This window comes from Agrobacterium sp. S7/73, from assembly GCF_019355535.1.
GTDB lineage: Bacteria > Pseudomonadota > Alphaproteobacteria > Rhizobiales > Rhizobiaceae > Agrobacterium > Agrobacterium tumefaciens.
The window spans coordinates 1,739,304-1,762,976 of record NZ_CP072136.1; the positions used below are offsets into that span (position 1 = coordinate 1,739,304).

29 protein-coding genes and 2 tRNA genes are annotated in these 23,673 nt (G+C 53.7%); 18 read left to right on the forward strand and 13 right to left on the reverse strand.

The window, feature by feature from the left end; all coding sequences use genetic code 11:
• Window positions 1–11 precede the first annotated feature (11 nt).
• Together J5276_RS08575 and J5276_RS08580 are read left to right on the forward strand one after the other, a co-directional pair.
• Complete coding sequence (locus J5276_RS08575; RefSeq protein ID WP_003512607.1) at window positions 12–161, forward strand: hypothetical protein; 150 nt, start codon at window positions 12–14, stop codon at window positions 159–161.
• 230 nt (window positions 162–391) lie between these two features.
• The gene (locus tag J5276_RS08580) at window positions 392–1,072 is read left to right on the forward strand and encodes a hypothetical protein (RefSeq protein ID WP_111789289.1); all 681 of its coding nucleotides are present in this window, start codon (window positions 392–394) and stop codon (window positions 1,070–1,072) included.
• A 96-nt stretch (window positions 1,073–1,168) separates the two neighbouring features.
• Here J5276_RS08580 and J5276_RS08585 read toward each other — a convergent pair whose 3' ends face one another.
• On the reverse strand, window positions 1,169–1,705 hold the full coding sequence (locus J5276_RS08585) for a DUF1269 domain-containing protein (RefSeq protein ID WP_003512604.1): 537 nt from the start codon (window positions 1,703–1,705) through the stop codon (window positions 1,169–1,171).
• A 218-nt stretch (window positions 1,706–1,923) separates the two neighbouring features.
• On the opposite strand from J5276_RS08585, the gene J5276_RS08590 reads away from it, so the two are divergent.
• The 3 genes from J5276_RS08590 (at window position 1,924) to J5276_RS08600 (ending at window position 2,773) form a co-directional block, all read left to right on the forward strand.
• A tRNA-Pro gene (locus tag J5276_RS08590) sits at window positions 1,924–2,000 on the forward strand.
• Between the two features lie 138 nt (window positions 2,001–2,138).
• Window positions 2,139–2,399 (forward strand): hypothetical protein, encoded by a 261-nt coding sequence (locus J5276_RS08595; RefSeq protein WP_003512603.1) that lies wholly within the window; start codon window positions 2,139–2,141, stop codon window positions 2,397–2,399.
• A gap of 170 nt (window positions 2,400–2,569) precedes the next feature.
• Complete coding sequence (locus J5276_RS08600) at window positions 2,570–2,773, forward strand: hypothetical protein (RefSeq protein WP_013635930.1); 204 nt, start codon at window positions 2,570–2,572, stop codon at window positions 2,771–2,773.
• 59 nt (window positions 2,774–2,832) lie between these two features.
• Here the strand turns inward: J5276_RS08600 and J5276_RS08605 are convergent, their stop codons facing one another.
• The 7 genes from J5276_RS08605 to J5276_RS08635 form a co-directional block, all read right to left on the reverse strand.
• Complete coding sequence (locus tag J5276_RS08605; protein WP_112154942.1) at window positions 2,833–3,330, reverse strand: ferritin; 498 nt, start codon at window positions 3,328–3,330, stop codon at window positions 2,833–2,835.
• 116 nt (window positions 3,331–3,446) lie between these two features.
• Window positions 3,447–3,902 (reverse strand): pseudoazurin, encoded by a 456-nt coding sequence (locus tag J5276_RS08610; RefSeq protein ID WP_065658036.1) that lies wholly within the window; start codon window positions 3,900–3,902, stop codon window positions 3,447–3,449.
• On the reverse strand, window positions 3,899–4,720 hold the full coding sequence (locus J5276_RS08615) for an ABC transporter ATP-binding protein (RefSeq protein WP_112154943.1): 822 nt from the start codon (window positions 4,718–4,720) through the stop codon (window positions 3,899–3,901). The genes J5276_RS08610 and J5276_RS08615 overlap by 4 nt, the downstream gene beginning before the upstream one ends.
• Window positions 4,720–5,769 (reverse strand): iron ABC transporter permease, encoded by a 1,050-nt coding sequence (locus tag J5276_RS08620; RefSeq protein WP_065658284.1) that lies wholly within the window; start codon window positions 5,767–5,769, stop codon window positions 4,720–4,722. The genes J5276_RS08615 and J5276_RS08620 overlap by 1 nt, the downstream gene beginning before the upstream one ends.
• A 120-nt stretch (window positions 5,770–5,889) precedes the next feature.
• Window positions 5,890–6,984 (reverse strand): ABC transporter substrate-binding protein, encoded by a 1,095-nt coding sequence (locus tag J5276_RS08625; RefSeq protein WP_035198131.1) that lies wholly within the window; start codon window positions 6,982–6,984, stop codon window positions 5,890–5,892.
• A gap of 312 nt (window positions 6,985–7,296) precedes the next feature.
• Window positions 7,297–7,851, reverse strand: a complete 555-nt coding sequence (locus tag J5276_RS08630) for a dual specificity protein phosphatase family protein (RefSeq protein ID WP_065704727.1) — start codon at window positions 7,849–7,851, stop codon at window positions 7,297–7,299.
• Between the two features lie 138 nt (window positions 7,852–7,989).
• The gene (locus J5276_RS08635; RefSeq protein ID WP_003512594.1) at window positions 7,990–8,577 is read right to left on the reverse strand and encodes a YqaA family protein; all 588 of its coding nucleotides are present in this window, start codon (window positions 8,575–8,577) and stop codon (window positions 7,990–7,992) included.
• A 515-nt stretch (window positions 8,578–9,092) separates the two neighbouring features.
• Between J5276_RS08635 and J5276_RS08640 the strand changes: the two genes are divergently transcribed.
• A complete protein-coding gene (locus tag J5276_RS08640) occupies window positions 9,093–9,737 on the forward strand; it encodes an exopolysaccharide biosynthesis protein (protein ID WP_003512591.1) in 645 nt (214 codons plus the stop codon).
• Between the two features lie 3 nt (window positions 9,738–9,740).
• Here J5276_RS08640 and J5276_RS08645 read toward each other — a convergent pair whose 3' ends face one another.
• Window positions 9,741–10,019 (reverse strand): hypothetical protein, encoded by a 279-nt coding sequence (locus J5276_RS08645; protein WP_013635921.1) that lies wholly within the window; start codon window positions 10,017–10,019, stop codon window positions 9,741–9,743.
• A 176-nt stretch (window positions 10,020–10,195) separates the two neighbouring features.
• Between J5276_RS08645 and J5276_RS08650 the strand changes: the two genes are divergently transcribed.
• The 12 genes from J5276_RS08650 (at window position 10,196) to J5276_RS08700 (ending at window position 21,410) form a co-directional block, all read left to right on the forward strand.
• Window positions 10,196–10,270 (forward strand) — tRNA-Asn (locus tag J5276_RS08650).
• A gap of 157 nt (window positions 10,271–10,427) precedes the next feature.
• Window positions 10,428–11,297 (forward strand): DUF6538 domain-containing protein, encoded by an 870-nt coding sequence (locus J5276_RS08655; RefSeq protein ID WP_236761493.1) that lies wholly within the window; start codon window positions 10,428–10,430, stop codon window positions 11,295–11,297.
• Window positions 11,294–11,719, forward strand: coding sequence for a tyrosine-type recombinase/integrase (locus J5276_RS30345; protein WP_236761829.1), 426 nt, complete (start codon window positions 11,294–11,296; stop codon window positions 11,717–11,719). Before J5276_RS08655 ends, J5276_RS30345 begins: the two co-directional genes overlap by 4 nt.
• 85 nt (window positions 11,720–11,804) lie before the next feature.
• Window positions 11,805–12,566, forward strand: coding sequence for a hypothetical protein (locus J5276_RS08660; RefSeq protein WP_112993232.1), 762 nt, complete (start codon window positions 11,805–11,807; stop codon window positions 12,564–12,566).
• On the forward strand, window positions 12,566–13,465 hold the full coding sequence (locus J5276_RS08665; RefSeq protein WP_112200527.1) for a hypothetical protein: 900 nt from the start codon (window positions 12,566–12,568) through the stop codon (window positions 13,463–13,465). The genes J5276_RS08660 and J5276_RS08665 overlap by 1 nt, the downstream gene beginning before the upstream one ends.
• A gap of 310 nt (window positions 13,466–13,775) precedes the next feature.
• Window positions 13,776–14,989, forward strand: a protein-coding gene (locus J5276_RS08670) for an IS3-like element IS426 family transposase (protein WP_219256628.1) whose coding sequence is annotated in 2 segments (ribosomal slippage) — window positions 13,776–14,112 and window positions 14,112–14,989 — 1,215 coding nt in all. Because the reading frame shifts where the segments join, the coding sequence is not laid out codon by codon here.
• Between the two features lie 82 nt (window positions 14,990–15,071).
• Entirely contained in the window at window positions 15,072–15,833 is a 762-nt protein-coding gene (locus tag J5276_RS08675; RefSeq protein WP_112200526.1) for a hypothetical protein, read from the forward strand.
• A gap of 280 nt (window positions 15,834–16,113) precedes the next feature.
• Window positions 16,114–16,641 (forward strand): hypothetical protein, encoded by a 528-nt coding sequence (locus tag J5276_RS08680; RefSeq protein ID WP_112200525.1) that lies wholly within the window; start codon window positions 16,114–16,116, stop codon window positions 16,639–16,641.
• 331 nt (window positions 16,642–16,972) lie between these two features.
• Entirely contained in the window at window positions 16,973–18,157 is a 1,185-nt protein-coding gene (locus tag J5276_RS08685; RefSeq protein WP_174005637.1) for an AAA family ATPase, read from the forward strand.
• Between the two features lie 275 nt (window positions 18,158–18,432).
• On the forward strand, window positions 18,433–18,906 hold the full coding sequence (locus tag J5276_RS08690; protein ID WP_162722907.1) for a hypothetical protein: 474 nt from the start codon (window positions 18,433–18,435) through the stop codon (window positions 18,904–18,906).
• Window positions 18,907–19,755: 849 nt separating this feature from the next.
• Window positions 19,756–19,926 carry a hypothetical protein gene (locus J5276_RS08695; protein WP_174005635.1) on the forward strand — a complete coding sequence of 57 codons (171 nt, stop codon included), beginning with the start codon at window positions 19,756–19,758 and terminating at the stop codon, window positions 19,924–19,926.
• 338 nt (window positions 19,927–20,264) lie between these two features.
• The gene (locus tag J5276_RS08700) at window positions 20,265–21,410 is read left to right on the forward strand and encodes a hypothetical protein (protein WP_112200520.1); all 1,146 of its coding nucleotides are present in this window, start codon (window positions 20,265–20,267) and stop codon (window positions 21,408–21,410) included.
• Window positions 21,411–21,493: 83 nt separating this feature from the next.
• Here the strand turns inward: J5276_RS08700 and J5276_RS08705 are convergent, their stop codons facing one another.
• The 4 genes from J5276_RS08705 to J5276_RS08720 form a co-directional block, all read right to left on the reverse strand.
• Window positions 21,494–21,820 carry a hypothetical protein gene (locus J5276_RS08705; protein WP_112200519.1) on the reverse strand — a complete coding sequence of 109 codons (327 nt, stop codon included), beginning with the start codon at window positions 21,818–21,820 and terminating at the stop codon, window positions 21,494–21,496.
• On the reverse strand, window positions 21,804–22,256 hold the full coding sequence (locus J5276_RS08710) for a hypothetical protein (protein WP_112200518.1): 453 nt from the start codon (window positions 22,254–22,256) through the stop codon (window positions 21,804–21,806). The genes J5276_RS08705 and J5276_RS08710 overlap by 17 nt, the downstream gene beginning before the upstream one ends.
• 147 nt (window positions 22,257–22,403) lie before the next feature.
• Complete coding sequence (locus J5276_RS08715) at window positions 22,404–22,658, reverse strand: hypothetical protein (RefSeq protein WP_112200517.1); 255 nt, start codon at window positions 22,656–22,658, stop codon at window positions 22,404–22,406.
• The gene (locus J5276_RS08720; RefSeq protein ID WP_112200516.1) at window positions 22,658–23,659 is read right to left on the reverse strand and encodes a glycoside hydrolase family 19 protein; all 1,002 of its coding nucleotides are present in this window, start codon (window positions 23,657–23,659) and stop codon (window positions 22,658–22,660) included. The genes J5276_RS08715 and J5276_RS08720 overlap by 1 nt, the downstream gene beginning before the upstream one ends.
• Between the last annotated feature and the right edge of the window lie 14 nt (window positions 23,660–23,673).

A 23,673-nucleotide genomic window follows, 5' to 3' on the forward strand; every position in this document is an offset into this window, starting at 1 on the left:
GGAGACATCCTATGACGCAGACGAACAATCTCTATTTCATCATTGGCGCACTCCTGGTGGTTCTTGTCGGGCTTGGAGCCTATGTCTGGCACGAAGAAAGCAAACCGAAGGGGATCGAGATGAATATCGGCCCGAACGGTGTTTCCGTGCAGGAAAACTGAGCACTTCCAGTAAAAAATGCGTAGCGGTTTCATGACTGAAACCAAGGCATTGAGTGCGTCCAACGCTTCGTTTCATTAGAGACGCACTATATGTCCGCAAGCGTCGCGCAAAGTTCGGCTATTAGACCGGGTGCATCCCAAGCTTGAGACGGCTGGGGATACACCCGGTCTTCTTATGAGAGGAGACGAAAGGCGGGATCGAGAATCTTCGCCGAGCCGGTTCGGTATGCATGACGTGTATCGGCCTGATCATGGAAACAGTGAGCGCAATGGTCTCCTCCGTCGACCTGTCCACACGCATCAACTCCACCAAACTCGCACTCAAGGCCATCAAGGAGCAGGAGGACAATTCCGCTTCGACCTCCTCACCACGAACTGCGATCCTCGACTCCTACGGGATCGACACCTCGCCCTCCTCCACCAATACGCGGCTGACACAGCTTCTGGCGCAATATGCGCAAGTCTCCGGCCCTGACGCGGAGACCGACGACACCAGCACACAGGCGCCATCCGGCGACATTACACAGGCCAGTTTCATGACAAGCCTGAAGACGACGCTGGAAGAACTCTCCAAGGACCCCAGCAAAGCTACGCAAGCCAAGGCAATGCTGGAAGCGCTGGCCGCTGGAACGCTGACCGTCTCCGATCCGACCGAAGGCGCAAAGATAAAAGCCTGGGACGTCGAGGCCGACAAGACAACCACCTCAAAACCGGCAACCGAGATCACCACGACCGGCTGGAGCGATTTTCTGAAGGACCATCTCAAGCGCGACGGTTCGGCTTATGCAAAGACCACCGGTGGCGCCTATGTCGACAGTATTTCCGGCGACAACGCATTTTTTGGCAATGTCGGCAGTCGGTATTATTATCTGACCTGGCCGCAGGCGAAAACCGGAACGCTGACGGTTTAAGCCAACGTTTCCGGTGAGGGTCGCAAAGAGCGCCGCCGCACTTTCATAGATCTGCTGCGACATGAATCATGCCGCAGCATCTTCTCCCTGCATCGTTCAGACGGCAGGTGCTGCCGCTTGTTCCGTTCCGCCGGAAAGCGCCTTTTGCAGTTGTGCTTCCTGCTCTGGCGAAAGCGAGGTTTTGATGACCCGCCCACGAAGACCTTCCAGTTCCGCCATCACCTTTTCCGGCTGCACCTTGCGGATCAACACGAACAACGCCGAAGAGCCATTCGGGATGGTTTCACCCAGAGATTTGATGAAATCGTCGTCGATTCCGTAATCCGTCAGCGACCCCGCAAGCGCACCCGTTCCCGCACCGATCGCGCCGCCGATCGCAAACCCCGCGAGCGGATTGAGGAACAGCAGGCCAACGAGGCCACCCCAGAGACCACCGGAGAGAAAACCGGAGCTTGCACCGATCGCCGTCAGATTGACGCTCTGCTTCAGGTGCACCTTGCCGTTTTCATCGCGAACGACGACGACGGCATCTTCCAGATCGACTAGATATTCCTTTTTCATTCCAGCAAGTTTCAGAAGGACCCGGTCGGCCTCTTCCGTTCCGTCAAAACCGACAACGACGAGTTCGGACATGTTTCATCTCCCTGAATTTTAGTTTCGCTTAGATTGGAACGCCAAAGAACACGGCAGGTTCCCGCCATGATGGAAGGATGATGTGTCACGCGTTTGACGGGCAACATCTTCGGGAAGATAGTCCCTACCCACCGTCCACAGCCTTTGTTCCTTTTTTCAAGAAAAGGCTATTTTCCGCTTGCGCCCTAACAGGCTTATATATAAACGGCTTTCAGGTTCGGAGCGTAGCGCAGCCCGGTAGCGCACTTGACTGGGGGTCAAGGGGTCGTGGGTTCGAATCCCGCCGCTCCGACCATTAAAAACAGATAGATAGCCAGTTCCCCCAGAGCTGGCTATAATTTTTTCAGCCACATTCTCGCCGGCGCCATGCGCGAATTGACAAGATGCGGTCTGGGTGTGCGTTTATCCAAGCCTGAGAACGAGGTGTGCTGTGATGGTCAAAAAAACAAAAATTGAACACTCGGAATTCTCAGGCGAATTTGAAGACGACGGTATCACGGTTCTGGTTGATATCTACCGGCCGGCCGGCACCCAGCAGGATTGGACGCTCGAGGTTATCAGCGAGCATGATGATGTCACCACCTGGGAAGAACCTTTCACGACAGACAAGGACGCCTGGGAAGAATTCCTGGCCACCTGTGAGAAAGATGGAATTCGCAGCTTCCTGGACGGCGAAGATCCATCCGTTCATTGACGCTTGACACTGCGGTGCGAGGCCATGGCGGGCGCGAGTGCATTCAACGATAATTCCAGAAATATACTCTTATTGCAAAGCCTGTGACCGTCCAGAGACGGCACACATTTGCCTTGTTGACTCTCTGCTAAAATTAGAACATTTAGTGAACAAACGAGAGGTCAACCGATATGCCCGATGCGGAAAAAATCACCCCTGTACGGCCTGACGACATAGCTGGATATGTCATCCAGTGTCATGATGGCGATGCGAAGGCGGCTGTTGAAACGCTGCTGGGCGAAATCGAACATTTGCAGGAACAGCTTTCCCTTGCGGTTGCCATCATGGGAAAAGGCTATACGCGTGGATGGACGCCGGATTTGGGAAGTGACTGAACCAGCCACAAGCTGCGTTTGATGCAGCTTGTGGAATATCAGTAAATGCTGCGCAGCCTTCAGGCCTTTTCAGCCAGTTCGCCGATTTCGCGGTCAATCAGATAAAGCGCATTGGGACCGTCACCGATCAGCTCGATCTTGCCCATTATCGTGCGGCACAGGCTGTCCTCCTCATGCTGTTCGTTCACGAACCATTGCAGGAAGGATGTGGTCGCATGGTCTTTTTCAGACCGAGCGAGATCAACCGCCGCGTTGATGGTGGCGGTGACACGCGATTCGTGTTGCGCGACAATTGCAAACAACCCCTTGATATCGTTTGCAGTGACCTGTGGGGCAGGCAGCTCGGTGAAAATAACTGGAGCTCCGAGATCGTTCAGAAAGCTGAAGATGCGGTGCATATGCTCCAGCTCTTCGGCAGCATGGCCAAGCAGAAACTTGTAGCAACCATCGAGATTGCGCTCAGCCGCCCAGGCGGCTGCCTGAAGATAGGCGTGGTGGGCGCGCAATTCGCCGTTGAGCAGGTCGTTCAATGTCGTTTCGACTAGTTTATTTGCCATTGGTTTATCCTTGTTATGGTGATTGCAGCCAATTTTTTCGTGTGGGCTGCTTCACACACCCGGCGAGCGAGATTTGAGGGATCGAGCGTCCCATCCGGTCGAGCACGGAGATGGCGTCATTGCGCCGGCGTTAGCTGTGCCAGAGCCGCGTCCAGCCTTTCGCCCTTCATGACCAGTTTGGGGCGCAGCTTCTCCGCCTTTTGCCTGACCGCTTCCAGATTGACGGGCTTGCCGACCTGGATCACACCGATCATCGCCATCATCAGATGCGGCGGGCAATAATAGAGATAGACGCCTTCCTTCTCGACGGTAACGGTGAAGGCCTCATCGAGCTTGCCTTTCCAGGGCGTTACGCCTTCCGGAACGGCATAGGACTGCACGTAATGGCTGGAATTTTGCGGCACGAAGGTGATGGTGTCGCCGGGCTCTGCCTTTACATAGGAAGGCTCAAACACCATGCTGCCGTCCGTGCCGTAATTGAGCATCAGCACCTTGTGTTCGGCAGCAAAGGACGGCGCGACAGAAAAGGTTACGGCCAAAGCCGCGGCAAACGTCATCAAAAATCGTTTCATGCAATTATTCCTTCAAGGGTTTTCAAATGTTCGGGCAGCGGGTCGCCAGCCGGCTGGATGACGGGATTGCCGCGCCTGTCCCGCAAAACTTCCACCGTCACCCCGTAGGTCTCGGAAATGAGTTTCGGCGTGACGATATCTCCCGGCGCGCCGGTCGCCTTCAATGCGCCACCGGAAATCACCAGCAGGTTGTCGGCATATTGGCAGGCGAGGTTGAGATCATGCAGCACGACCAGCGTTACCCAGCCATTGGCGCGGGTTTCATGCCGCACCAGATCGAGAAGCGCCACCTGATGTTTGAGGTCCAGCGCGCTGACCGGCTCGTCCAGCAGCATCGCCTGCGGCTCGCGCATCAGAACCTGCGCGAAAAGCGCCATCTGCCGCTGCCCGCCGCTGAGGGAGGCGATCTCCCTGCGCGCCAGATGCGCTATGCCCGCCTGATGCAGGCGTGTCATGGCCAGGTTGAGCGTCTCGTCGTCAATATGCAACGACAGACGCCCGAACCGGCCGAGTGCCACCACCTCCAGCACGCTGAGCGCAATATCGGCCGTGGTGTCCTGCGGCATGTAGGCAAAGCCATCGCGCCACTGCCTTATATACCGCCCCGCCCGCTCCCCGGCCCGAAGACGGCGGACGCCGAGGCTGATCGAACCGGCAGCAAGTGGCAGATCGCCGAAGATCGCTCTCAGAAGGGTCGTCTTGCCCGTTCCGTTTGGGCCGATGACGGCATGAATATGCCCCGCCTCCAGACGCGCCGACAGCCCTTTCACAACAGTCTGTCCGCCGCGCTCGGCGGAAATAGAATCGAGAACCATCATCAGCCGCGCCTCTTCGGAGCGAAAATCAGCCACATCAGAAACGGCACGCCGACAATGGCCGTGACGATGCCAACCGGGAACAGCGCACCGGGAACGATCGATTTGGAGAGGATCGAGGCAGCCGACAGCATCAGCGCGCCGCTCAGCACCGACATGGGCAGGAAGAAGCGCTGATCCTCGCCCACGGTCATGCGGGCGATATGCGGCGCGACCAGCCCGATAAAACCGATGACGCCGACGAAGCTGGTGGCCGTCGCGGTCATGATGGCAACGATGACGAGAACCTTCATGCGCAGCCAGCGGACATTGATGCCGAGGCTTGCCGCCCGCATCTCCCCCATTCTGAGCGCGGTCAGCTTCCAGCAATCCGCCATCAGCAGGGCGCAGCAGAGGGCGGTCACGGCAGCGGTCAGGCCAAGCGTCGGCCAGGTCGCCTTGGTCAGGCTGCCGAACAGCCAGAAAAGGATCTGCTGGGACAGCTCCGGTGAGGACAGGAACTGGATGAGCGACAGCAGCGACTGAAAAAGGAAAAGAAGCGCGATGCCGCCGAGAATGATGGTTTCGGTCGTCATCTGCCGCATGGAGGCCAGCGTGAAGAGAAAAAGTGCTGCGAGCATGGAAAAGACGAACGCGCCCAGCGGAACGGCAATCATGGCATCCAGCCCGAGACCGCCAAGCGCCAGCACCAGCGCCGCACCGAAACCGGCCGCTGCGGCCATACCGAGCGTATAGGGGCTCGCCATGGGATTATTGAGCAGGGTCTGCATTTGCGCGCCGCCTGCTCCGAGTGCCGCACCGACGGCAAGCGCCATCAACGCCATGGGCAGGCGAAGGCCGCGCACGATAGAATCGGTCATGGCGGCCCGTTCGCCAAGGCCGGTCAGCGACTTCACCACTTCGGCGGGCGACAGCAGCGAAGGACCAGTGGCGATATCGAGAACGAGGCTCACCGCCATCAACACGAAGAAGATAGAGACGACACGCCAGCGACGGCGCTCGCGCAGCCGGTGCGCACCGATGGCCTCGGCGTTGCGGGCAGCAATTGTCATGAAAACCTGCCTGAAAGGACTGTCTGGAAAAGCGGACGCCGCAACGGCGGCGTTCGCGAGATTTCGCCACTGTGGCGGCGAAGAAAGCACGTTTCCGTGCCGCCACAGGCAAGCGCGATATCAATCCTTGACGGCGATGGCGAAAGTGCCTTGAGGCGTTACCGGAAGGTACTTCTTGTAATAGCCGAGATAGTTGGCGATCGGATCGACATCCTTGAACTGCTCGGGATATAGCTGCTTTGCGATGTACTGAACCATGGCGAAATCGGAGAGCGTGCGCGACGCACCCTGGTAGACACCGAACAGCTGGCCGTTCTTGATGGCGGGCAATTCGCTCCAGCCCTGGCGGGCCTCAAATGCCTTGAGTTTCTCGCCTGCGTCTGCCGCCTTCACCGCCTGTCCCATGGGCAGCGCTGCCGGGTTCTTGTTGTTTTCGCGACCGGAAATGAAGATGGCGTCAGGCTTGGACGCCAGAACCTGTTCTGGATTGATCGGTCCCCACCATTCGACGAAGGGAGCGGCAATGTTGTCGCCGCCAGCCGCCGTGGACATGGCGCCCCACATGTTCTTGCCGTAGGTGAAAGAATATTCGGCCGGGCCCTTGTTGCCGAACTCGACGTAGACCTTCGGTTTCGGCTTTCCGGACTTGGCGACCCGGTCAGCGACCTCTTTCAGCGAACCGGCATAGAAGTCGGCAATTTCCTTGCCACGCTTCTCCTGGCCGGTCAGGTCGCCAAAAAGCCGGGTCGAGGCGACGTGCCGCTCGACCGTCTGGGCGTTGTAGTCGACGACGACGACGGGAATGCCTTCTTCTTCCAGACGATCGGCATCGAGACCAAGCGCTTTGTATTGCCAGTCCGCCAGAATCACCAGATCGGGATTGAGGCTCAACACTTTTTCGACCGAGAAAGTCTGCGCTTCCACTTCACCGACATCGGCAATGTCGGCAAGCGAGGCGCGATGCGCGAGGTGCATCTTCCAGTTGGCGGGTACCCAGCCTTCCCAGGCTTCGCGAGAAATGCCGACGACGGAATCATAGGCTTTCTCGCCGCCGACCGCCATGTAGTCCTCGAAGTAGAAACCGAGAACAACGCGCTTTGCTGGAAGGTCAACCTTCACTTCGCGTCCGATGACATCTGTGATGGTCTTTTGTTCAGCCATTACATACGGGGCGGTAAAGAGAATAGACAAGAGCGATGCGGCAAGGCCGCTCATAAATGATTTTGGTGTCATGATGCGATCCAGAAGTTGAAACAACGTCGCTCTATAAAAGATGATTAAAGGAGTCAACTTAATTGTTGGATCGCATAAGTTACTAATATATAGACAGAAAATGTGATTTCCGACGAACCTTGAGAGGGAGAAATCGGGTCGCCTGATGAAAGACAGGCTGCGTCGTTGAGAACTCAACAGTTAAGAAACCAAGCGTTTGGGTCCCGTCCCGACCGTTGCGCGATCAGAACAGAACGCAAAATCCCGCTTCAGGAGATCGATCAGCAATTTTGCGGATGTTATGCCCGACCGTTTTCAAAACTCGTTTGAAGCAATTGTGAAGTCGTCGGCGATCGACATGTGTTCGACATTTTCCCAGGTCTGGTCCATGGCATAGGTCTCAGACAGATAGGGGATGCCGATATGGCCGTAGCGGACGGAAAGCTGACTCTCAGCCGCCTTTTCACCGAGATACGCGACGCGGCCGAGATAAAGCGCGGTCGCAAGGCCTGTCCTGTCCGCACCGGACTTGCAATGGATGAGGATGGGTTTCGGCGCATCACGCATGATCGCGACCAACTGGTTCACCTTGGTCATGTCGAGTTCGTGGCGGGCTGACATGCCAAAATCGATATGGGTCAACCCAAGCTCGCGCGAGGTTTTGATCTCATCCTTGTACCAGTCCTCGGATTCATTCTCTCCGCGCAGATTGATGACCGTCTTGATGCCATTGTCCCTGGTATAGCGGACCAGCTGCTCACTGCTTGGCTGGTTGGAGCGGTAAAGCTGCCCTGCCACCACCTCGTGAAAGTTGCCGAGAAGCTGGATGGCCAGGAGATAACCGCCTGCGGCAAGCACAGCAATACCCATGCCCCCCAAGGAGCACTTCCATAATCTTCGCATAATAAATCGGTTCTCTCATTGGACGAGACAACCGATACAGCTGGATTCTGACAGTAGGCTGAAAGTTATGCGACAGTATTGTAAGAGTAGAAAAACTGCGTTTCGTCAGCGCACGAAAACGTAGACCGCATAGATGGCGATGAGCGCTGCGGCCACAGCGGCGGCAATAACACCAAGGCGTTTTTCGATGAAGTGGCGCACCGGTTCACCGTATCTTTGCAGCAACCCGGCGAGGATGAAAAAGCGCGCGCCGCGCGTGACGACAGCCGAGAGAATGAAAAGGCCTAGGCTGATATTGGCCGCACCGGAGAGGATGGTGACAACCTTGATCGGCGGCAGATGCGCAAAGCCAGATGTCACCAGCAGGAGAATGATGGTCTCGTAATTTACCGAATTCTTGAGCTGCTCGAAGCTGTCCAGCTTGCCGTAAAATTCCAGAATTGGCCGCGCGATACTCTCGAAAGCATAGTGGCCGAGAAACCAGCCGGCAATGCCACCGAGAACGGAAGCGACCGTTGCGACGAGCGCATAAAACATCGCCTTTTTTGGCTTTGCCAGCACCATGGGCAGGAAAAGCACATCCGCCGGCACAACGAAGACGGAGCTTTCGACGAAGGCCACGATCGCCAGCCACCACACGGCGCTTTTGCGCGCGGCAAGCGCCATCGTCCAGGCATAGATGTTTTTCAGCATTTAATGTCCTCGGGAAGATCGTTTTAGACCGAAGGCAAGGCGGGAGCCAAGGCATCTCAGTGGCGGTTTGTCAGCGGCGGACGGTCTGACTATCGACCGCCGCCAAATCAGGATTAGAGACAACGCAAGAGAATGGCAAATGTTGGAAGATTTATTTTTTGCGTTGCGGCAAACGAGAAAAACAAACAATTCCAGACCGCAGCGGCGGATGGTTGCTGCGATGCGAAATTTCATCCTCAGGTAGATAAACTGGCCTTTTCGCGGTAGAATAAGGTGTGGCGGAAAGAGGAGGAAGTTATCATGGACTATGTAAGCTTCATTACGTCGATCAATCCGGTCATACTTGTCATCCTGCTGATTGTTCTTCTCGCAGGCGCCTACAGCAGCTGGGTTTCCCACTGACAAAGGCGGGCGGCAGCACCGGTCCGAAAAGACGCTGATTTTCCATCGGCGGTAGGCATTCGGCCTGATGAATGTTATCAAACCCGGAGTTAAAGCAACTTCCGGGAAGCCTGATGTCGAACGAATTCGCATTCACTGATACGTCTGAAAAGCTCAGCACCACGCTCGAAAAGCTGATTGGGAAACTGCAAGGTCAGACGATCACATTGCGCGAGCTGATGGAGGCAATCGGCGAACAGGGCCTGCTGCTCATCTGTGCCATAGCTTCCCTGCCCTTCCTCATTCCGGTCTCCATCCCCGGCGTCAGCACCGTGTTTGGCGCAGCGATCATTCTCGTCAGTCTGGCCATCACCCTCAACCGTCTGCCATGGCTGCCGGCCAGGATTCTCGACCGGCAGATGGAAACGGCAAAGCTGGTACCGGCACTGCAGAAAGGCGTCGCCATCGTCTCCAGGCTCGATCGCTTCATCCGCCCGCGCCTTCCGGCGCTGACGGCGGGCATCGTCGCCAATAGAGTGAATGGACTTGCGCTGATGACCGCTGGCGTGTTGCTGATGATGCCGCTCGGCTTCATTCCCTTCTCCAACACCCTGCCGGGCGTCGCCATCCTGCTTTTTTCGGCGGGTATGATCCAGAGGGACGGCGTGACCGTTCTCGGCGGATATCTGTTTCTCATCCTGACGGCGATTTATTTTGCAGCACTCGCCTATGCCGCCTTCTGGGCTGGACAGGGCCTCAGCAGCTCAATGGGCGGCTGAGACTTATTGTCCACCTCTATTGCGGGTGTTGCGACCATTGCGTCGCGATGCCCACCAGACTGCCAGCCGCCGCCGCCTGCGGCGAACCGCCGGCAAATCGTGGGAAAGCACGATAAGACCAAGCGGGACCATCCAGAAACCGAGGATGGGCAAAAACCCGAGCGTTCCGCCCACCACCAGCGCCGAGCCGGTGGCGATCCTGCCGACGCGCGAACGCGGCATGGCAACGCTCCATTTTCCGAGATTGAGACGACCCGTTCTGTGGTCCATTCCAAATTTCATTCCATACTGCCCTTTAACATCTGGCCTGTGGATAATTTTTTCACCGTCGATAAGCCCGGAAAATCGGGACTCCGGCGAGATAAAACAAGATGAATGCGTTTTTTTTGAAAAAAGCGCTTGGCAAATCGGAAAAGCATTTGTATTACCCCGCTCACACCGCGCCAAGCAGCGCACGTTCCCTGGTAGCTCAGCGGTAGAGCATTCGACTGTTAATCGACAGGTCGCCGGTTCGAATCCGGCCCGGGGAGCCATTTTTCTCTAGAAGAGAAAAGTAACATACCGCAAAACAACCAAGCAAAAACAATTGCTTACAATTTACCGCTGCTTTCAGGGGCGCAAGCGCCTACTCCCATTCTTGCTATTTCGGATACTTTTTGGCTACATTTCCGTCTACAGGCGGGTAAACGAATGAAGTCAGAAGATGTTTCAAAATATGTGCTGAGAGATCCATCGAGTGGCATCTATCGGTACTACCGGCGCGTCCCTATGGAGGTTTCTCACCTCGACAAACGCGCGCACGTGAAGAAAAGCCTGAAGACGAAAAACCATAAAGACGCACTTGAGCGAGCCGAGTCTATTCACAAGGCCTCCGAAGCGTTCTGGCGTGCGCTGCTGGAGGGCAAAGGCGCCGTTGGTGCAACCGAGGAGTACGAGGCGGCTGTGCGAGCTGCACAGTCAATGGGCTTCACATACAAGCCGGTCGGAGATGTTGCCCAGATCGACATCGCTGAACTAGAGCGCCGCTTCAAAATTGCTGAGCAGAATTTCGACATATCGCAGACCATTACCGACGGCGTCCTTGGAACCGCCTCCGAACCTAGGCCGCACATAAGTGACGTGTGGAAGCCCTACACGCATCACAACGAGGCCGGACTGACCGGGATGTCACCAAATCAGCTACGCAAGCACAAGGTCTCGCGAGAGCGCGCGCTACGCTATGCCAGGGAGGTTCTCGGCGACGTCGAACTATCAGCCATCCAGCGTGCCGGTTCAATCCGTTTTCGCGACTGGTGGGTGCAGAAGATCAAAAGTGAGAAACTTAAGGCGTACAGTGCCAATCGCAGCATTACCGATATCGCCGGAATGCTGAGCGTCATTGATGATGCCCTGCAGACCGAGTTTCACAAGCCATGGGAAAAACTGCGGATCAAGGAGACCAACGCGACGAAGCTTGGCAAGCGACCGCCGTTCCCCGTTGCGTGGATTAAAGAGAAGATCTTGGCAGACGGCGCGTTAGATGGATTGAACGATGAGGGCAAAGCAATCATCATGTCATGATCGAGACAGGCATGCGCCTCACCGAGGTTTGCAATTTGCGGCCGGAGGATATTCATCTTAATGGAGAAGTTCCTCATGTTGAGGTCGCAGAGCGTGATGATCGTCGAAACAAGACCGACTATTCCGTCCGACGCGTCCCGCTCGTAGGGGTCGCACTGACAGCAATGAAACGCCATCCGAAAGGCTTCCCAATCTATCAGGACAAATCCGACTCGGCGTCCGCCAACATCAACAAATTTCTCTGGAACGCTGGACTACGGCCGACCAAGAAGCACACCGTTTATTCCTTGCGTCATACGTTTCAAGATCGCATTGAAAACGCTGGCGCATCCGACCGTATGCAGGCCGATTTGATGGGTCATGAATTCGGACGCCCTACATATGGGACGGCGCCGAAATGCGAAGGAGGCAGCATTTTTTGACGAGTATCAAGATAATATAACGCAATTAGTAGTTGATATCCGCCCCTCTAAAATATATCACACGAAGTGTTATCGGGGGATGGGCATGCTAGGTGTACTTAAACTTTTTGATGCATACACTATAAGGGCACGAATTTTTCCATCGTTAATAGCTGGACTTCCGGTACTCGCCTTACCGTTCATGATCGTACCATGGGACCGCATTGGTCTCTCCAATATCGTCGTAACAATCATGAGCATTGTGCTATTTTATGCTTTAGCTGATTTTGCCCAGTGGAACGGTAGAAGAATAGAAAGAAAGCTCGGAACTCGCTCCACCCCTTATCTTTGGTACAGATCCAACAAAGAGCTTCCGGAAAGCTCGAAAGAACTATATCGAAATTTCATTTCCACCAAGATAAAGCGATCGGTCCCTTCCGTTGAAGACGAGACGAACAACCCAGAACTAGCAGACGATTTTTATGCGGGCGCCGGAAACTGGTTGCGCGACGAAACACGCGACACGAAGAAATTTGTGATCTTGTTCGACAAACTTGTTTCCTATGGCTTCCGCAGGAACCTCCTTGGACTCAGGACTTTATCGATAGTTTTGAATTTAATCATCGGAGCGATAGCCGGCTCGATCTTATATTTCATGCCAAGCTATTTCCAGAGAATATCAGACATCCAAGAAAAGCTGTCCATTGTAGTCCTCGTCGTAGTCGTCCACTCGATCTACATGCTTTTGGCTGTACGGGAGGGACCACTGCGAGAGGCGTCTGAAGCATACGGAAAGCAGCTTATACTTAGCTGCGGAACACTGATGAAACACAGTCGCGCAGCGCGCGCCAACAAGGGTGAAGCATAATGGCGGTTGTTAAATCATACACTGTAGGCGCTGGCGACATGTTCTATATCAAACATAACAGCGATAACTTCACGATTATTGATTGCCAGCTCTTTGGTGAACACATGGAGTGGCTAGTTCAGGAACTCAAGGCAGAATCGAAACACAAAGGGCTAACGCGGTTTATATCTACCCACCCAGATGAAGATCACATCCAAGGGATCGAGTATCTGGATGAAAAAATGCCAATCCGGAATTTTTACACCGTAAAAAACGAAGCCAAAAAAAGCTTGGAGACTCCATCCTTTAAACATTACTGTAAGTTACGCGATAGTGACAAGGCGTACTATGTTCATAAGAACTGCTCACGGAAGTGGATGAATCTCTCCGATGACGTGAGACAGACGTCTGGTATTTCGATCTTATGGCCTGACACGTCCAACTCCCATTATAAAAACGCCCTGCAACTCGCCAAGGAAGCGAAGGCGTTTAACAATATCTCTCTCGTTGCGCGTTATTCAGTCGAGAACAGCGCGTCGTTCATGTGGATCGGTGATCTTGAAACGCAGTTCATGGAAGACATCTTCGACGATATTGATCTTCGTAAGACGAATATCGTTTTTGCTCCCCATCATGGGCGAAAGTCTGGAAAGCTTCCAAACATATGGCTCGACAAATTACAGCCAGAAATAATCGTCATAGGTGAGGCAAAACAACGTCACCTCCATCACTACTCAGGATATCAAAAGATAACCCAGACAAGAGCACTCGACATTACCTTCGTACCTGAGGGCAGTAAAGTGAAGTGCTACTCATCAAACCCAAGCTACGGCCAGCGAGACTGGCTTCATGACGAATATGAGCCAAATATTACCACTCAGCGCGACACCCAATATTACATCGGAACGCTTAACTTGTGACCGCGAGTGAAAGGTTGGAAGTTATTGGAGTCCTCTCGTGGAGACCAAAATCCTGCCGGTGTTTTTCTGCTAAGATACTGATTAATATACTTAAAATAGCTAGATACAGAGCTGCACCCCCCTCAACGACACGCCCTCTACGGCCATTGATTTCATTGTAAAACCCAGCGCGCATCCCTCACCACACCAGTATTAACCGGTTGCCTAAAGCCGGAAACGAAGCCTAGTCTTAGAGCGTGAACTGCCCCCCATTTCGACCGGACAGTCGGCATAAGCAGAAAGGCTCAAGCACAGGCTTGGGTATAGGCTTATGTCTAACGACTATCGACACGTTGAATTGCTGACGGGTGATGTTCGCCGCGGGCGGTGGACAACCGAGCAAAAGCTGACAATCATTGAGCAGAGTTTCGAACCCGGCGAGACGGTATCTTCGACCGCTCGCCGTCATGGCGTCGCGCCCAATTTGCTTTATCGGTGGCGCAGGCTCTTGAGCGAGGGAGGTGCTGCAGCCGTGGATTCTGACGAGCCGGTTGTCGGAAATTCGGAAGTGAAGAAACTGGAGGATCGCGTCCGGGAGTTGGAGCGCATGCTCGGTCGCAAGACGATGGAGGTCGAAATCCTCCGCGAAGCCCTTTCCAAAGCGGACTCAAAAAAACGGATATCGCGGCCGATCTTGTTGCCGAAGGACGGTTCGCGATGAAGGCCGTCGCAGACACGCTGGGCGTCTCCCGTTCCAACCTCATCGAGCGGCTGAAAGGCAGATCAAAGCCGCGTGGGCCATACAACAAGGCCGAGGATGCAGAGCTTCTGCCCGCCATCCGCAGGCTGGTGGATCAAAGGCCAACCTATGGCTATCGGCGGATCGCCGCGCTCCTCAATCGCGAAAGGCGAGCCGCCGATCAGCCTGTCGTCAACGCCAAACGGGTCCATCGCATCATGGGTAACCACGCCATGCTACTGGAGAAGCACACAGCCGTTCGCAAGGGCCGCCTCCACGATGGCAAGGTCATGGTCATGCGCTCCAACCTGCGCTGGTGCTCGGACGGCCTGGAGTTCGCCTGCTGGAATGGCGAGGTCATTCGTCTCGCCTTCATCATCGACGCCTTCGACCGGGAGATCATCGCTTGGACGGCGCTCGCCAATGCCGGAATATCCGGCTCGGACGTCCGCGACATGATGCTGGAGGCGGTCGAGAAACGCTTCCATGCAACCCGAGCCCCGAATGCTATCGAGCATCTGTCTGACAATGGTTCAGCCTATACGGCGCGGGACACGAGGCTGTTTGCGCAAGCACTCAATCTAACGCCCTGCTTCACGCCGGTCGCCAGCCCGCAGTCGAACGGCATGTCGGAAGCCTTCGTCAAAACGTTGAAGCGGGACTATATTCGGATATCAGCTCTACCGGACGCCCAAACAGCGCTCCGGCTCATCGACGGATGGATTGAGGACTACAACGAAATCCATCCCCATTCCGCGCTCAAGATGGCTTCCCCTCGGCAGTTCATCAGGGCTAAATCAATCTAGCCGACTTGTCCGGTGAAATGGGGTGCACTCCAGAGCGTTGCTCAGGGACGGACGGCTTAGGCTGGCGACATTGGAGAATGGAATGATTGGTACGAAAGAAGGGGCGTGTTGTATTTGCGGAACGCATGGCAAATTAACGTTCGAGCATATCCCTCCCAAAAGCGCGTTCAACAATCATGGCCTATTGGTGGCGTCAGTGCAGGACTATCTGGACTCCGAGAAGGATGACAGGAAGATCCGGCACAGAGAGAGCAGGAAAGGTTTTGGAAAATACTCGCTATGTGAGAAATGCAATAATCTAACTGGAGCGTGGTATGGGTCGGAATACGTCGCATGGGCCTACCAAGGTGTCCGCTTCCTCGGCTCATCAGGCGCATTGGCGATGCCGTATCATATATTCCCGGGACGAGTGGCCAAGCAAATTGTCGCTATGTTCGGTACGCTGAATGGAAGTGGATTTTTCCAACGCCATCCAGAGCTACAAAAGTACGTACTCAACAAGAATGAAGTGGGCCTACCAGAGAAATTTCGACTGTATTGCTTCCTAACGTCCAAAAACTCACACGCCTTCCGAGCTAGCGGAATTGTCGCAATGATGGTGACCGGTCATCATCGGCCCTTGGTATTTTCTGAGATGTCTTTTGTTCCTTTTGGTTACGTTCTTACTGTCGACAGCCTCCCTCCTTCTCCGGATCTTTTCGAAATCTCATTCTTCTTCAATGAGCGATATGATTCCTATCGAGACCTCCACCTTCCCATACCAAGCAAGGAAACTCACAGTTATTTCCCCGGGGATTACCGAACAAAGGATGAGTGGGATCTAGCGCTGAAGAGGCGCCCGTGATTTCGTATCGTTGAATTTGCACAACAGCTCTTCCAGAGCTAGGCCCGGAGAGCCCAGCAAACCGAGGCTTTTTCAATGGGTTAACCGGTCGGTTAGCCACAAATTTTCTTTCAATGTTCTGTCCTGTCGGGCTAACCGGCAACTTAAATGCGGCACGGCCTCAGAGCCCTCGCGGCTTGTGCCGTGCAGAATATTAAAAGTAGTTAGACGTCTTTTGGAAACCAAAATTTAAAAAAGTAACGACTAGCTATCGGTCGACATTGAGTAACGAGGCACTCAAATGAACTCTGCGCGACGTTCTCCCCCACCTGGGAAGGATTTTATTACACTCGGATACATCGATTATACGATCGCGAAGTTTGAGCCTCCGATAAATATTGGCTACGCTATGAGCGCGAACCCAATACTCACAAACATCACCTTTGATAGCCGGCAGTTCAGAGAAAACTACCCCCGCGAATACGAAGCTTTGCAAGCGATTAATGGCGTGCTCTCGGCGGTCATTGCCACTTTCTTCGATGGGAATCAGCCGAGGATTGTGGGAGGGACGGCATCTTATGGGTCGCTGAGGTATCGCGGCGGCAAACTCGAAGTCGATGCAAAGTGGCTAGCCTACGCCGTCGCTGGCTACATGGCGATCAGCAGTTATCCCGACTTCCGTCAAGGCTTAGGACTTCTCACTGATGATGTCACTCACGCGGTAGAACATGTAGGAGAAGCACTAAAACTAGCCGATACCAAATTTACGCCCAGACCACCTGAGGATATAGGCCGCGAACCAAAGATGTTAATAATAAATCGGCCGTGAAAAATCGCGGGTTGAGCGCGAGCACTTGATTACAAATCCCATCGCACTTTCAATGATTTCAAGAGCGTGGGATAAGCTAGTCGGGAAAATGTTGCCCGAGAACACTCAACAATTCCAGTTATTTCAATATCGAATTGTAAAATGAAATCCACAGAAAACGACAGGTGTGGAAAAGGTGGTGGATGAGACCGCTATGGCAAAACCAATTTAAGGCAACGGCGACGAAGAGCGATTATTGAAATGCCTCAGTTCCAGTCGGATGCACTCCTTGGCAGGACACTAATAAACCTGTACGAGCAATGTGTGTGACTATCTACGCGGGTATTTAAGAATGCGCATTCTGCGGATCAAAAGTTTGCACCTAGAAAACGTTTCTCGGTTTGGCAACACAAAGATCGATTTTAAGGACGGCTTGAACGTCATTTGCGGAACAAATGGGATAGGTAAAACCACCATCTTGGACGCTGCCGCCGCTGTCTTTGTATCCAGAAGCTATGTTAACGTGCGTAAACGTGCTGATGCGGGTGATCTAATCTCTAATGTAAGGCTCACTTACGAGGTAGATGGCATCGCCTTACAGCATCAAGGTAGAGTTGCGAACAAAAACGTAACAGAGCAATCGCTTCCTTTCGGGGTTCAAGATCATTCTTTGAATGTTTTGTACATCAAGACAGCAAGAGACATTTTCTACACCAAAAACGAAAGCATTAAGCGCGATCCTTCTCGAAATGATACTGAACACCAGGTTCAGGCCTCAAATGGGATTAATGTTCATGAAATAAAGGATTGGTTAGCGAACAGGTATTTGTTCAAGCACATGGGTGATAGCTGGCCTGATTTCAGAAAAGAGAACCTCGATCTAGCCATAAGAACTTTTAGCAGGCTCGACAGCCGTGTTTCACTTGCGACTGTGGATACCACCACCTTTGACATAATGGTGAACACTCCAGCCGGTTTGATCCCATATGAATTTCTTTCATCTGGGTTTAGGGCGATATACGCGATGATCCTTGGGATTGTTAAGGAAATCGAATACCGCCGATTGGAAATAGCGGCCGAAGATTTCGCAGGCGTAATATTAATCGACGAAGTCGAGTTGCACTTGCACCCGACATGGCAGAGAGCGGTAGTAGGTGTATTAAAAGACCTATTCAAGTCGGCTCAGATCATTGTGACAACGCACTCACCGCACGTTATCCAATCTTGTAATGGTGATGAAGTTATAAGCCTGATTGAGGGCCCAGACGGCCCCGTCGTTAGAGCGGCATCGGTAGGTCCTTACGGGTTCAAAGGTTGGACGCTGGAAGAAATCCTTGAAGAGGTGATGGGCCTAGAAGGGGTTGTTTCCGAAGAATACCGTAAGACGATGCGAGCATTCGATGCTGCAATAGACCGCGACGAACCAAAATCCGTCAGAGAGGCGCTCCACATCCTAGAGCAAATGCTCCATCCAGACAGTAGTATGCGTAAACTACTTCGAATACAGGCCGCCCCGTACTTAGGAGGCGAATCTTGATACGCGTCTACAGATGTGCTGCTCCTGCTGATCTGACTTCAGAAAAACAGCGTGAACTCGTAGCCAAATTTAAGGAGAGCAACGCAAAAGTTTGGAACCGAAAGTTTATTCGCTCGACGCTCTTAGCGATGTCTCATTCGAAGTGCTGTTACTGCGAAACCGACATTTCTGTAGAATCAAAATATATGGAGGTCGAGCACTTTCGGTTCAAAGAAGATTTTCCAGACGACGTTGTTACGTGGAGCAATCTCCTGCCTTCATGCAAGAGATGTAATGTGAACAAGGGCACGCACAACGTCGACACCCAAGGAATGATCATAGACCCCACATTGATCAGTCCGAAAGACCACCTCACAATGAGAAATTACCGACTACGTGGACTAACTTCGCTTGGCCAAAAGACCATTGAAGTCGTTTATCTCAACCAAAGTGATCGCCTCGTCAAAGCGAGGTTCAATGTCGGTGAACGAACACTGAAAGCGCTTGAAAAAATCAGAGAGCTTTACACGGATTACGAGCAATCATCTGATATTAACCTGCAACGTAGGATTTTGCGGGGTATCGAGGAGCTCCTAAGCGAAGCCGGCCCTACGAAGGAATACTCGGCAACGACGGCGACTGTCCTCGCAGAAAGCCTGGATTTCAAGTATCTGAAGGAACGGCTAACAGCGCGCAATTTGTGGACATCATCCCTGGAAGAACTCCATAAAATCGCTTTGCAGGCCGCTCTAGGGGAGATCGCTGCTTGAGGTGAGCGATCTGGATGTAAACGTTATGCGCAACTTCAGAAGCCCCCTACTTCCGAAAGATCTGCCCAGCCGCCACGCCATACCGACCGGCAAATGCGTCCAGAAAGACCACATTAAAGTGCCGAACCCTATTCGCGTAGGGTCGTTGGGCGCAGGCACATGCAAGAGCGCTAATGGCGGGGCGGCGTATGGTAGCGGGAGACCGTTCAGATTTCTATCACCGACATCCGCAGCTTATTGAAATTGGAAACTGGCAGATTGCCTTGAAGCGCGCGATCAAAGAATTCCTTCCCAATAACGAAACACCGCTCGCATCAAATGACCGACCTCCCAAAGATCTACATCCGCGTCCAACCTCCCGAACGACGATAGCTTCCCGGTAAATGCCAGCCCCGGAGAGACTGGCAAACCGGCCTAAAATCAATTGGTTAACCGAAGAGTTAGCCACACATTTTCTCGTAATGTTCTGTCCGGCCCGGCTAACCAAAAAACCCAGAGCGGGATGGAGTTGGCGCTATATTGACTCTTGCGCGCATGAGAACATATTAAGAACATGCTTAAGAGTGCGGTCGATCAAAATTTTGAAAATTGGTGGAAGACTGTGAGGGGCGTAACCGAGCAGAACAAAGCGAGAATGCGCCTTGCGTTCGTCGCAGTGTGCCGGTTTGTCGAGGGCGCCAAGCCGAAAACGTATCGATTTCAATCCGGCCGGTGGGTCATTAACGTTCAAGCGACATCGAAACGTGAGGCAAAGATTATCGCCTCGACGAAGCTTACACAGCGGGCTGCCAAGCTACAGGCTTCGCCGCCTTCCGGAGGCTGGAAGCTACGGGAATTGGAGATCCATCCATGAGCGATCAGGCCAGCAAGGCCGACGACGGCATCCACGAGAACCACTGGTGCGAGCATCCCGGTTGCAAGAAGTGGGGAGGCTTCGGTTTCAGTCGGTCCAAGGCCGAGAGGTCATCCTGGCATTGTTGGGAACACTATCCGCAGCGGGATACGTTCAAGGCCTCGTAACCACCTCACACTGGGGTGCGAAGCTTCTCACAGATATTCAGCTTGGGAAGCTTCGAGAACGAAAAGGAATTTCAATGCTGCGTGTCACCTGTCCTCTCTTTCGTCACGCGACATAAGACACGTTGGCGTTAAAAGTTGAGAGCGCCTTGCCGCCGAGCAGTGACGGCATCCACAAAGATCACTGATGCTAGCGTCCGCCGTCACCCCTGCTGGGACAACACTCCTTGGCACTAAGAGTGATTGCGACGTTTTTGTTACATTCTCCAAAATAGCCAGTTGTGCATTAGGGCTAGCTTATGTAGGTAAAGACCATTCTACACGTTTGGAGGGAAAAGGCGGTGGCTTATTCGGGGAAAGTTGAAGTATTAAACGCGAACGTGTGTTCGGGGTGGGTCGCGAACGAACTTAATCCTACGGCGCCTTTGAAGATTTTACTAATAGTGAATGGAGTGGAAGTCCGGATCGAGACTGTAGACCTCTATAGGGAGGATCTTGGCCGCCCACCCGAGGCAGCAAATTGTGGATTCTCGTTTGGGATGTCATCGCACCTGTCGAGCGGCAAAAATGTCGTCCAAATAAGAGTTCTAGGGGATAGCTTCGATTTTGATGGGTTTCAGTCGATTATCGACGACCGAGACAAAGAAAGCTTCGTGGAAGTCGGTGAGGATGGCTGGCTTTTTCTACAGAATGACGTCAACGAAACCGACAAAATTATTGCAGGGGAAAGGTCACTCTCTCCTGAAGATTTAGAAATGATTTCCGATGAGTTTCGACGCAGGATCGAGAGATCCTCGTCGTTGGGCGCAAAATACCTGACATTTGTAGTTCCGGAGAAAAATATAGTCTGCAGCGAAAAGCGCGGGCGTCTTGTGCCAATTTCGCCTAACCGACCAGCTAATCAGCTCGCCGAGTTGGTTCCCTATCACTTCGTGTACGGCCTAGAAGCTTTACACGAGCGGCTTTCCGACCCGCTTTCCGCTTATACCAAGACAGACACACACTTATCGGATGTCGGGCGCGTTGGACTATTCCCCGAAATTATGAATCTTCTAGGCCTTGAGAGTTGCGTAGAATGGGAGTCGAGGATTCAGGAGAATTTCCAAGGTGACCTAGGTAGCAAACTATCCCCAGCCGCGAGCATCGCCTACGAGGTACGGGACCCCAAGATCAGCACCTCAAAAATTGTTGATCGCACTAGTAACATAGTCATGAACGGTGGGAGGCTGAGAGGCAGTACGATGTACCATGAAAATCAAGGCGGACTCGACTTGACATGTGTTCTCTTCGGGACATCGAATGCGTACTTTAGTCGGCGGGAGTTTTTTGCAAACTTTAGACGCTGTCATTTCTATTGGGAAAACACCTATGATCCGTCGTTCATGGAAATGGTTAAGCCGGATGTGATCGTCCACATTGCTACGGAACGTACGATATCAACGACATGGGCCAGGCAGGATATAAGCATCCCACGCTCTGACCATTGATAACAAATCCGCCGACCGCACAAGGCAGTCGGCGGGGTATTTGCGTTAAGTTGCGAGGTTGGAGAATTCCACTAGACGACGCCTTATCCACCTCGCCTGATCATCTCCTTTTGGAGATCGTCCACCTGGTCACTCAGGCGATCGATGGCATCGCAAATCTTGTCTGTCCCGCGCTCAAACGACTTTCGCATGTTGATGGCTTCAGCCGTATGCGCCCTGACCGCCTCGGCGGCATTATTAAGTGCAGTGGGATCCACGATAACGGCGGCAACCTGTGCAGACGCCTGACTTTTTTGCGGAGACGTGTTCGCACCAGCCGAAAGCCCAAAGTGCCTCACTGCAAAAATCACAGCCAGCGTCACACCAAACACAACCAGCGCCAGCGGCGGAAGATCAGCCAGTTTTTCCATTGCGAGCTTCTCCCTGATCATGCGCTGCGCGGTGGATGTTGATCAGCTCTCCAATGGCGAAGAGCGGATAGATGGCAATCCACGTACTGATGACTCCGGAAGATGCAAAAGCGTATGCTATGCCTGACCAGATCATGCACCCGGCTGCTGCCGAGAATTGCCGTATCTGTGGTGTGACGTTCTTTCTTGCGCCATTTATGACGAGGCCAATGATACGCAAGCACCCGACGACAAACATAATCCAGCCAAGAAAATCCTCCGACGGCACGATCTCGTTAAAACCCATGAACGCCGGTTGATTGAAGGTCTGCGATGGAAGAAGAAGAACCCAGCCGAAGGCGATGAGATGCCCAGCCATGAACCATTCCATCATGCGCGGCCCGAAGCGATTCTGGATCCGCACCCACATGCCCGTGCCCTGATATCCGCTTTCCATTGTCGCCACCGCCGTCATTTCCGGCAGGCAGCGTCTTGGCTGCACTGGCGATTGTTGGAATAGATTGCGGGACCGGCTGTCGGATCCTGTGAAGCGAGGCGTGCGGCCTCTGCGTCCGCGAACTGGATGCGCTGATACCCGCTACCGTTAATCGCAGGCGCTGTCTGACAGGCCGCTATCGCGCATGAAGATAAGGCAACGGTGACGATCCGACAGACTACGGAAAGAGGCATTGTTTTTCTCCAGAGTGTTGATGCGCGCAATGGCAGCTTTTGCTGCCTCGACCTGGGTGACTGACTTGCCCTCGCGCTTTCCGATCTGAAACGACCCGGCGGAAAGCAGGGTAGCGCCAACAACAGTCGCTGCCCCGATCTTGAGCCAGTGGGGAATAAGATTCCACATCAGGCCATCTCCCGCACCTGGTCAGACACCGCCTTTGCGTCAGACTTTTTGCGCCACAGCAGGAATGCGCCGGCCAAGGCGAAAGCCAGAAGCACAAGGGCAAGATTTTGCCACGGCATCGAGCCAATCGCCGCCAGCGCGGAAGAGAGGCCAGTGCCTGTCGCGACAGGTACAATAACTTCCTTCGATTTCCACCAGGGCGCATCGAGGCTGGGTGGGGTGACCGCAACCGGCTTCTCTTCAGTCACCGGAGCCGCCTTGATCTGAGCTTGCGCGACCTGCGCTTTCGACGCGAGATCGACCAGCGTCAGATGAATGGCAGCACGCGTCTGCGGTCCATCGAGACCATCCAGGTTACCGGCATACTTCCCTGCCCGCTTTGCTGCGCCCTGAAACCCCCGAATGTCCTTAACATCAAAGCCCAGTACCACGAGACCGAGGCGGGTATAATAATCGAGCCGGTCGGCAAAACCGTTCAGGCCGCCATTGATGAGGCGCGTGATCATCTCCGCATCGTTACGGTCGGCATAGCGGTTGAGGCTCTTGCGATCGGGGTTACCTTCATCCCAGTACCAGATGGCAGAAAGACCCTCCCACGGATCTGTGTTGATGAGATCCGGATTGGAAACGAAGTCGGGCGGATTAAGGTCCTTCCGTTTGCACCATTCGTAGAAGGCTCGGATGTTATATCCGCCGGTCACCTGGATAGGGCCGCGACCACGGTTCTTATAGCCGTCACCATCTTTTGCAGGCGTATTGCCGAGTTCGGAGCGGGTATCATATCGCTCCTGTGCCGGCGTCGGGCCCCAGATCTCGCGATCGTACTTGAACGAACCGCTTTCGTGCATCAGCTGCGCGAGGAAAGCGACGACGCGGTGAGGCAGATCAAGGCCGAATTCAGACCCGTACTTGCTTAGCGCCATCATCACCGAGTTGAGGTTGCTTTCATTCACGCGCGTTTTTGCAGCCGCGCGCACCTGCGCGGCAGTTACAGCCGTCATCGACATTCTCCTGA